Raw genomic sequence first — 10,486 nt, forward strand, 5'->3', positions numbered from 1 at the left:
AGTTTTTTAAGCAGCAAGACTTACGTCTTAACTCCTTAACTTCCTTAACTCCTTTAACTTCCTGATATGCGAAAGTTCAATTAAACACTAAACATTTTAAAACATTTATCACCATGAAAAAAGAAAATTGGAAAGCAGTCATCAACTTCATCATCACCGTACTCACAGCGATAACCAGCGCTTTTTGCGTCAGCTCCTGTCAGAACCTTTAAAAGGTAAAAAGGTAAAAAGGTAAAAGGGTAAAAAGGTAAAAAGGGTAAAAGAGTAAAAAACGAATATCATGAGAGACATCAATCTGATTGTGGTGCATTGCAGCGCCACGAGAGTGAACCAGAACTTCACTGTTGAACAACTGGAAGCCTGTCATAAGGCCCGCGGCTTCGACACCATCGGCTATCACTATTACATCACCAAGGACGGCACCCTCTATCCCTGCCGGCCGGAGCGCATCGCAGGGGCTCATGCCCGCCACTACAACGCCCACTCCATAGGTATCTGCTATGAGGGCGGACTCGACGCGAACGGCCATCCCGCCGACACCCGTACCCTGGCACAGAAGGTGACGATGGAGGAACTGCTGCATAGCCTGTGCGTGGATTATCCCGATGCCGAGATCCTGGGCCACCGCGACCTGCCTAATGTCCGAAAGGACTGTCCGTGCTTCGATGTTCGAGACTGGCTCGAAGACATCGACTTCCACATCTAACCTCTGACTACTTCCCCCGCAGCTTTCTCCGCTGCGGGGATTTTTTATTCTCCTTTTATTGTGAGTAAACTTTAGCAAGTCCAGAAGTTATAGAAGTTTCTTTGGGAGGGAAGTTAAAGAAGTTTCTTTGGAAGGGAAGTTATAGAAGTTAAAGAAGTTATCACTCCCTTCGGTCGTTAGAAGTTATAGCCAACAGCCTTTCTGCTATATCATGGGGAGTTAAAGAAGTTAAGGGACAACAGCCTTGAAGGGAATTTTTAGTGTTTAATGTTAAGCTCACAGAACCAGCACGCCCTGAAGGCCCAAGCTCACGCAAGCAGCACGCCCTGAAGGGGCAGAAGCTCTTAGCCCAGGGCAACGCCCTGGGTTTGTGAGCGTTAGCCTGGCGCCCTGTAAGGGCAAAAGCTTAAAAAAACACCTAATAAAAAATGAAAATTCTTTGCGATATGTAAAGCTTTTGCCCTTACTATTATATTTGCACTTGGAAAAATAAAGAGGTAAAATCTTTATATCTGCAAACTTTTGTTAACTTTGCAGGAAAATAGATAAGTACAATAAAAAAGAAGAATACTCCATATCCAGCGTTAACCCTGTGCCCTTTCTAACATAGTAAAGGCTTAGCCCTGTTTGGGGAACTGGATATTTTCTGAGCAGAAGCTTGAGAGTAAATTAGCCTGCTTGTGTAGAACAAGACAGGACTCGTAGTATAGTTGTAGCCGCTCAGAACGGAGCACCCTTCTTATAAAAAACTTTATTCAATATGCAAATATACGGAATAAATTTGGCAAAAGAGAAATTTGACGTAAGTTTTTTCGACTTGACATCAAAAAAAGTATCAAACCAACCTTCACATAAGGTTGTAAAGAACTATTTTAAGAATATCGGAAGGTTTTTAGAAGCCCTTCCAAGCAATGCTGTATTGGTTGCTGAGCATACCGGAGTTTATGGTGATACTCTCTTGAAGTGCTGCATGGATAGCAATGTGAAGAAATGTCTCCAAGTCATTGACTACTTTGCTGCCAAAGAAGGTGCTGCAATCTTCGAGTGTTGGCTCATAAATGATCACCTCTGCACCCTTTGCCTTGATACGCTTCATGATGCCCTGAATGGCAGACTGGCGGAAGTTGTCGGAATTGGATTTCATCGTCAGGCAATAGACACCGATGACGCATGAACTGACTTCGGCACCAAACTGGTTGTTCTCGGTATAGCTATACCAGCCAGCTTTCTGCAATACGGCATCGGCGATATAGTCTTTGCGGGTACGGTTGCTCTCTACGATAGCCTCAATCAGATTCTTGTGTTTTTTCTTTTTTCTAAAATCAACCCGTCCTTTTTTTTATAAAGCTGGCTGCACGCGACAATTTGAAAGTGAACTTTCATTTCGCTCATTTGCACCGCTTTTTCCCATTAAAGAAGGCATCATCTCTCTTCTCGTTCTTCTTCAATAGTCTATACGCCCCTCTTCGGTTCTCCTGTTTCCGGGGGACAGGAACCTCAGAGAAGAAGAGAAAACCGCTCCTCCTGTCGCTCTTATCCGCTGCGCTATATGGTTGACGGGGCATCTGAGGTTTCGCCAGAGTGTTTGTGCGGGATGGGACCGCATGGGGAACTATGCACCAGTCTACTCTATCCGATGTTCTGTATCTGCTTACATTATCAGCTTCTCACAACTCATTTATTGATTGCTATCATTCTTTTTCAATGTCTATTTGCAAATAAATAAAATACTCAATGATGATAATATCATTAAGATACCAAATAGCCAACATTTTGTCTTATCATACTTATCCTTTACTGCAAAATAGCCCAAACAGACAAAAACTATCAATATACAACCTAACGCTACAACATAACGCATTTTTTCTATAATAGAAACTTTTGCATCATTTCCTATAAATATAGATAATAAGCCTACAAGGAATGTGGTTATTGTAATAAACAATCCCATCTGCTCCATGTTCTTACGCTCCATATTGCTAATTTTCTTTTGCGCTTCTTGTATAGACAAAATATCTTCATATCGTTCAATTTCGCTTTCTAGCATTGAATATTCCCAATCTAATTGGTCCCTTTTCTTAAAAATATCATCAAATTTCAATGGACGACTAAACGATGAGGGATGAAATAATCTATATTCATTGTTAATTTCAGTACATTCATTAAATGTTAGCTGAAAAGCATAACATTGATTTTGTTTACTCCATTCAATTTTGTCGTGGAATAATTCATTCCATTGTTTAACGCAATCCATTTTCTCTATCAAGATACTCTTGTCAACCCTATTGACTATATCTTCTTTTATAGATTTGATGGTATATTCTATAGCCTTTTGATATGGATGATAATTATATATCATACACATATTTTGAATGGTAATAATTTTATCCAAACATATTCTTATGTCCTTGAAAGAAAATATTTTTGGATATTTACACTTTAAAGAAAATAGACAATTATACATATAAACTCTAACTGACCGAAGAGCATATTTATTAAATTCATAGAACATAGTTTTTTCTTTATCTTCATAGAAAAGTTCATATTCTTTTAATAAATTTTCTGCCTGCGTTACATTCTTTGTCACTTTTGTATAATATCTCATCAGCAGGACCATCTGACCTAATTTAGCCCATCGCTTATTAGGATGACTTTGCCACTGATAAACGTCCTCTTCTAATATATATATTTCGGGATTAATAAATTTTAGAAAATTTGAATACACGTCATTAGCAGACATGTCTATCCCTTTTGGAGCAACTACTGAATTTTTAAAATTAAACTGATACTCAATTCGCATATTTTTTGCAAAATGAGAAAGTTTTAAAAGTAAAATGTCTATCTCTGAAATTGCTAAATCAACATTTTTCTTTGCATCACTATCTACAATATTACCTTCTGCTTTTTCCAGATGCTCTTTGCAAATAAGAAGGTCTCTGATTTTTCTTTGATCGTATGAAAAACGATATTCAAATAGCCAAATATCTATTATAGTATCGAGTAATGTTAACCATGAATCCCTTTTAGAAGAGGGTTTATCTACTTCTATAAAATTCAATATTCTTTTTCGAGAAACTCTTTTTTCATATATCTCAGAAGTGATATAAATATAGAACTTTGTCAACATGATTGCAGACTTTAGTTCTATCAGCAATTGCTGATAATCATTCTGCAAAGAGTTTTTTTGCTTATTATCTCCAGTTTCAACTATTTCATAAGTACATTTATCCAATAAACTATCTATGCCATCTGTAGGAAAACGTAAATGATCTCCTTGCATTACCAAATTACTAAAAAGGACAAACAATTTACTCTCTGCATCCGATATTTTACCCTTGCCTAAGAAAAAACTTTTTCTACTTTTTTCTTCATCAGACCATTCTAAAGAGTCTATCCAACCATCAGGAAATAAACTTTTAAAAAGTTCATCAACCTTTTCTATTAAAGAAATAGCACGTTTTTTAGTCATAACATTTTTTACTCTCTATAATTTCCAATGAAGTCATCTTTTCTCTGTTATGACCGCACAACTTTGCATATTGCATTGCAATTTGCCAAACCGACCATTTATGCGTCAACTCAACTAAATCAAATACAGGCATCGTCAAATACTTCCGATCATTTTTTATAAAGTTGTCCACAGCTTCGTCAATCCATTTTCTATATCTGCTTGATACAGAAGTAAACACAGAAGATTCAATTTTACTATAGATGCATTCATTACCATTAAAATTGATATGCTGAAAAATCTTGTTATTTTTCATTGCATCATAGATATCAATTTCTACAGGACCGTATGGTAGAGCATAGAATTGATCGAATATATTCAACAACTTTCGATTTGTATTCTCAACATTCCAAGCACATACAAGAAAAAGGATTTTCTGAAGACGCAACTTTGTAAACGCCGGAACCTTCTCATTCCTTTTCTCTATTTTTTTCTTCCATTCATCCAAACGGAATACTAAATATTCAAATAATAAATTTTTATTCATAATATAAAGTCATACAACATCACCATCTATTTGATAAAACTTTTTTACAAATAACATTTGATGTATGAGATATTTTCTTATAACTAATATTTACTACTTATTATCTTTTCCTTGATTAAACTTTGGTCGAGAAAAAAGGCAACCTTTAGATGCCCTAAATCTTCTTTTTTAATCATAATGCAATATATTATTACTCTATAAATTCCGTATTGTATATCGCAAAATGAAGTAGCATCCTTGCATAGCAATATTACTTACTTTCACTTTGAGACAAGCATATAAGATTTAGCCTATCAGATTTACTAATGGAGATTTGATTGTAAACATCTTATTTCTTTTCATCAAACTTCTCGTTAGAGGCTGTTGCATTTAGCTGAATACCCATGTTTTGCAACATCACTTTTGCAAAAACATTTGCCATATTGCTTTGATTTTGCATATTCTGATAAGATTCCAAATCCCAAAATAGATAGGTATCCCAAATACCTAAATCTATCTCTTTCTTTAGAGTAGTCATTTTCTCTGGAATTGCCTTTCCATTAGCATCGAAATAAGCATCCCAATTGGTACGTAGTCTAAAGACGCTTATAACATTAAATTCACCTGGGGTAAACAACTCTATAGGAAAATTAGGATGATTAATGACATTATTCGTTTTGTCATAATCACATTTAGAAAAGTCAATATCTACATATTTTTTAGCTACAGCCCTAACTGCCAACAAACGAGAATTTGATGAGAAATAGGCTTCAACATCAGAGAAAAATAATTCATCACAATTACCCTTATTGATTTGTTCTATCATCAAATTGATCGTATCTCGGTCAATTTCCTCGTGCTCAAACCGAACATGTTCAATACAAAACACGTCATCAACTGGTTTTGCAATAGGAATACCAAGCTTACATAATGCAACCAATATTGCTCTTTTCTCTACTATGTTAATCTTATTGTTAAATTCCGAAGCAGCCAAGTCATAAGTCTGTCTTTTCTTTGCATAATTCAAGAAGATTTCCAATGCCTTGATTGCTATACGACGTACCTTGACGATTTTTCGGCTTTGGAATCGGTAAGAAAACCATGCTCCAAAGAAACCACCAGCGATAGCACTCACAACTATAACGACTATTTTAACTAATATAGAAACCATAATATTCCTCCTAATTTTAATATTTGTTTTTTAAAGCCCATTACATACACTAAATGAGTTTGTGTAGGTTTATTTCCACTATGCATACTTTTCTATTTTTCTTGCTATTATCGCAAACTCATTTATCTTATTGTATATCCACATATAAGCTGTACCGTAAGTATCGTAAATCACCGTTAGAACGTAACTACTGATTTTCAGCAGTTAGCACATCCAACATTTTTCAAAAAAACATGTTATTAAATGGTATTGCCAGAGCTGCCAATTAGGCAGCCTTGACATTCACCTTTTTGTTTGAGTTATAATTGCATGGGATTAGGGACATGAAGTCTTGCTTTCCTCCATCAGTCGGGTGAGTTACTTACAATACTTGCGTAAACTACTACCTTTGCTCTTTTGATTGTAGTCCTGCATCACTTTTTAGAAATATTCCCTTGTTTCCATTATCAAACTGTTTTGATTACGGATGCAAAGGTAATATTTTATATCGGTACCGCCATACGGACTAACGGTGATTTACCTGTATTCTTCGCTATTCGCTTGTTGTTATTTAATTGAAGGGACATAAATTTATTTATAACTTTCCAGTATAGCTACTACAGATATAGTCATTCCTTTGTAAATAAGTCTGCATAAGTGATCCTACAATTGTTTTCTCTGCCTCAAACATTTTAGGTCCTAACATTATTTTGATTGCTCGCAAACATTCCTCTTTTATAGGCACATCTATATAGGATAGTTTAGGACTTATATTGTTTTGTAGCACATAAATAGGATTTACCAACCCATTTGGCATAAGAGGGAAAGCACAAAGAATGAAACGGCATTCTTGCTGGAAAGCCCAATCCATACTTTTGTAGATACCTATTTTCTTAAAATCAATACCACGTTTAAATCCCAAATCTTTGAAAATTTGTGTCTTCATGTCTTGGGCATTATCGACATACTGTATTTCCTTTAAAAAGCCATCATTCTGTATTGGCATGACTACTATCCCATTATCTTCAAAATATTTCTTATTCAAGAAATTTGGACACACTCTGTTTTCCTGAAGTTCAAACATATCTGAATCCAACTCGATACGCACACCATGCGTGGAATTTCCATACATATACCACTGAGGAAGATTCTCTCGGCTATTTTTCGTCCAACATGAAACGAAACAATAATGAGCTGGAGTAACACCATCACCTGAGAAAGCATACTCATCAGGATCATCAACTCTGTCTAAGCGAGAAAAACGTATTGTCTTATGCTTTAAAATCAGAGCCAAAGTCTCAATGCTTGTATAATGATAGAGCTTCATATGCTGCTTAACTATTGATGTTCAATATGCAAGGTTTTACATCCTCTTTATTCATGATAAGTTGCTTTTTTGTTTGTGGAATCTTCATCTCTTTCAAATAGGCATCGAAATCTTCCAAAAAAGTAACTATAGAGTCATCCGTATCAGAACTTGGATATGTACGGAACAGTTCTTCTATTTTTATAGATTCATCCATATTTATAAAAACACTCTATTTTGAACAAACAAGTTTATATTTTTCATTCTAACGTACTCATCCATAGCATTATAATACTCACGAATCAGAGGGCGTAAATTTGCATCTTTGCTATAATCCTCTATTTTTAATTTTAGAGCACGTAATTCTGCTATAGAAATTCCCTTACCATGTGACTTCCACTTTTTATTGTCACTCAAATTCTTAGCGATTTCTATCGCACGTAATTCCTTTTCATCAGGAGTAACTGTAGATCCATCTTGATGCTTTGTCCAATTTTTAAACTTATAGTTTACCAACCATTTAGTCAAGAGATCCGTTGTCAAATCACGTGCCTGTTCAAAGCTACGAATCTCACCCAAATCCAGTTCTTTAAGCCATATTAGTTCTGCTTTTGTCAATGTACCCTTACTGGCTTTGTCAATAAACTCATTGATCTTATCAAGATAACCCAATGCTGCTACATACTTATTATCCTTATTTGGGACTTGCGGATCAATAGGCCCTAATACGGAAATATAATCCATCAAGATTCTATCACCACTCATACAGAATATAGTTCCAGCACTATATGCATAATCAGGCACTATAAAGTTTATCTCAGAATAATGGTATCGCAATATGTTGACATATCGTTCTACAATTTCAGCACTTCCGCCAAGTGTCGTCAAAATGACATAAAGCTTATCTCTCTTCACGACATCTGCTTTCAAATCTTCCACTAATTTGGCAAACATATTGGCGGAGACAGGAGCCAAGCTGCCATAATATACAAACACATCAGCATTTAAATACTGTTCCAATGCTTCCAGCTTGGCTTGAAGCATTTGCCTTAATGTATCATCAATTGGAGATTTCATAGGCTTACATATCCTCTAATTATATATTTTGTTAAATCCTTAATCCTATATGAAGATGATTCATAAAGTATTTATGCAGTTTTAATCGTAAACCACCAATATTGTGTCCCCACTATATTACAAGTAGTTACACCTATCAGTTTTTGAAAAAAGTTATTTTATAATCGATTTGCAGAAGATAAGCTGCACTCGGCAATTTGAATGCCAGCTTTCATCGCGCTCGTTTGCATTATCTTTTAGGGTGAAGGATTGCCTAAGCGCACTCCTTCAACTCATTGGATTTTTCAACATAGTAACATGGAAGCATAGCTCGGTAATTCTTATCCCCATCTTTCATAATACATCATTATGACAAAGACCTTATTAAATAATACCGAATCGCTTTTTTTCCTTGTTCGTAAGAGTCTCGGTTGTTTTGAGAACATCAAAAATGCCTTGAAGGTCTGAATCGGTCAGAGAGCCGAAGTACTCTCCTTCCATGAGTTTCTCCAACGGAATGGAAAAAAGCATACCACAATCTACATAACTGTCATACTTCAAAAATTCAGGATAATCGGTCTGATGAAGGAGATACTGGGCAGAGAGAAATGAGGCAGAATAGGCTGATTTAGGACTCTTCTTGGTATTTACCAAAACAAAACCATAACAAACCTTCTTTAACTTATCGACTCCTATAATAACCAACTTCTTTGGCTTCTGCTTTCTTCCATCCTTAAATACCAAACCCTCGTCAACAGAAATGATGGTTCTGATTAATGAACCTATCTCCAACTTCTCTTCTGTAACTTGACGAAGATTGTCGAGATAAGCCTTTTGTAGTTCCCTTAAATCCATGCCAAAGCCTTTTGAACAGACTGGCGCTCACGGATAACTGCCAACATAGCCTTGCTGGCACCAGCAGCGTCAGCCATGTCATACATAGTAATCTTGGTGTCCTCACCCGTTTTGTCAGCTTGACGCTTCGCTCGTTTCCAAGCTTTATCCTCGTGAGACTTGTCCGACAAGTCAAAAGAATCTACATCCTTACATTTGGCAATCCACTTATCAAGCATCTTGACGTCTGCAACTGAAAGTTCGTCCATATCACAAACTGCATTCTTTGAAGCCAAAATAAGTTGATGACCTTCCTTAGATAGTTCTATATCCAAAGAAGCGGCAAAGTCTTTCAATTCAGAAGAAATTTCGGTCTTTCCTTCTACACCACGCAAGACCTTATAGGTCAACGTTGGAACTGGTCCATGCTTTCTTGCCACAAAAGTATCATAGACGATTGGCAAGCCATACTCTTTCAGCTGATCCTGCTGGGCAAAATACATTACCTTGAAGAGGTGGATATAATCCACTCCTTCTGGAAATGCCTTCAGAATGTAAAGCACCACAGCCTTAATCTTTAATATTTGATCTTTTGTTTTCATTGTCTTATTCTTCTTGAATTTGACAAAAATATTTATTACTAAACCGCCAAGGATTTATCGGATTTTAACGTATCTTATTCCATAGGTAAATCAGTATATCACCAAAAATGAACAGATGACTTCAGGGCATTCCTTCTATAGCTGGATCCGATTTGTCGTCAGCCCCAGTTACGTGAATGCCCTTTGGTAAGCGGTAGCTTACGTCGGCTGTAGAAGGTGAATTCAAGCAATCCTGCGTCATATTCGCTTTCTACTTTATGTCTTTTGCTGCAACCATACCCGATGGTTGTCGTAGCTTTGTCGCTTTTTGCATAATGTGCATCATTTGAATTGTATTTATGGGTTTTTATCTGGCACGCAGCCTATGCACATGACTTTTACTTTCGTCACACTTTTTTTATGAAAAGTGTGATTTTATTGCAAAAATACTAATTTATGTTGGATTACGTATAAGATTTTATCTTTTTTCTACTTATAATTTAAAAATATGGTATTTTTTTTAGGAAATAGGGCTTAAAAAAGGCTTTCGAAAAACCTCCTAAGCATTAAGAGAGGTTTTTCGAAAGCCTAAAAGTAGTTTCTTGACATTCAAAAAACTAAAAGTAAATTCTTGAACCTTCGAAAAACTACAAGAACTTCCTTGAACCTTAAGTTTTTTCTAAAATCAACCCGTCCTTCTTTTTTTGATAAAGCGGGCTGCACTCGGCAATTTGAAAGTGAACTTTCATTGCGCTCATTTGCACCGCTTTTTCCCATTAAAGAAGGGGCTTTCGAAAACCCACCAGTCCTCCCTTACCCTTAAGGGAGGGTCCACCTCTCATCTCGGTCTTCTCCCCTCAGGGAAGAAGAGGAAACCGC

10 protein-coding genes and 1 pseudogene are annotated in these 10,486 nt (G+C 36.2%); 2 read left to right on the forward strand and 9 right to left on the reverse strand.

Annotated elements, in window-relative coordinates; all coding sequences use genetic code 11:
* Nucleotides 1-113: 113 nt before the first annotated feature.
* Both F7D20_RS12090 and F7D20_RS12095 read left to right on the forward strand, forming a co-directional pair.
* Nucleotides 114-212, forward strand: coding sequence for a smalltalk protein (locus F7D20_RS12090; protein WP_022251684.1), 99 nt, complete (start codon nt 114-116; stop codon nt 210-212).
* Between the two features lie 68 nt (nt 213-280).
* The gene (locus tag F7D20_RS12095) at nt 281-706 is read left to right on the forward strand and encodes an N-acetylmuramoyl-L-alanine amidase (protein ID WP_158464265.1); all 426 of its coding nucleotides are present in this window, start codon (nt 281-283) and stop codon (nt 704-706) included.
* Nucleotides 707-1,694: 988 nt separating this feature from the next.
* Here the strand turns inward: F7D20_RS12095 and F7D20_RS12100 are convergent.
* The 9 genes and pseudogenes from F7D20_RS12100 to F7D20_RS12140 all read right to left on the reverse strand — a co-directional run.
* Nucleotides 1,695-2,006 (reverse strand): annotated as a pseudogene (locus tag F7D20_RS12100) (UDP binding domain-containing protein); the annotation flags it as partial.
* A 408-nt stretch (nt 2,007-2,414) separates the two neighbouring features.
* Nucleotides 2,415-4,175 (reverse strand): hypothetical protein, encoded by a 1,761-nt coding sequence (locus F7D20_RS12105; protein WP_158464266.1) that lies wholly within the window; start codon nt 4,173-4,175, stop codon nt 2,415-2,417.
* Nucleotides 4,168-4,701: a Panacea domain-containing protein gene (locus F7D20_RS12110; RefSeq protein WP_158464267.1), complete on the reverse strand. Its 534-nt coding sequence runs from the start codon at nt 4,699-4,701 to the stop codon at nt 4,168-4,170. The genes F7D20_RS12105 and F7D20_RS12110 overlap by 8 nt, the downstream gene beginning before the upstream one ends.
* 328 nt (nt 4,702-5,029) lie before the next feature.
* The gene (locus F7D20_RS12115; protein ID WP_158464268.1) at nt 5,030-5,851 is read right to left on the reverse strand and encodes a hypothetical protein; all 822 of its coding nucleotides are present in this window, start codon (nt 5,849-5,851) and stop codon (nt 5,030-5,032) included.
* 574 nt (nt 5,852-6,425) lie between these two features.
* Entirely contained in the window at nt 6,426-7,157 is a 732-nt protein-coding gene (locus F7D20_RS12120; protein WP_158464269.1) for a DUF2971 domain-containing protein, read from the reverse strand.
* 7 nt (nt 7,158-7,164) lie between these two features.
* Entirely contained in the window at nt 7,165-7,353 is a 189-nt protein-coding gene (locus F7D20_RS12125; protein ID WP_158464270.1) for a hypothetical protein, read from the reverse strand.
* A gap of 2 nt (nt 7,354-7,355) precedes the next feature.
* Entirely contained in the window at nt 7,356-8,213 is an 858-nt protein-coding gene (locus F7D20_RS12130) for an SDH family Clp fold serine proteinase (RefSeq protein WP_158464271.1), read from the reverse strand.
* A gap of 363 nt (nt 8,214-8,576) precedes the next feature.
* The gene (locus F7D20_RS12135) at nt 8,577-9,047 is read right to left on the reverse strand and encodes a hypothetical protein (protein ID WP_158464272.1); all 471 of its coding nucleotides are present in this window, start codon (nt 9,045-9,047) and stop codon (nt 8,577-8,579) included.
* Nucleotides 9,038-9,628 (reverse strand): Panacea domain-containing protein, encoded by a 591-nt coding sequence (locus tag F7D20_RS12140; protein WP_158464273.1) that lies wholly within the window; start codon nt 9,626-9,628, stop codon nt 9,038-9,040. Before F7D20_RS12140 ends, F7D20_RS12135 begins: the two co-directional genes overlap by 10 nt.
* Nucleotides 9,629-10,486 lie beyond the last annotated feature (858 nt).

Source organism: Segatella copri (assembly GCF_009495355.1).
In the GTDB taxonomy this organism is placed as follows: domain Bacteria; phylum Bacteroidota; class Bacteroidia; order Bacteroidales; family Bacteroidaceae; genus Prevotella.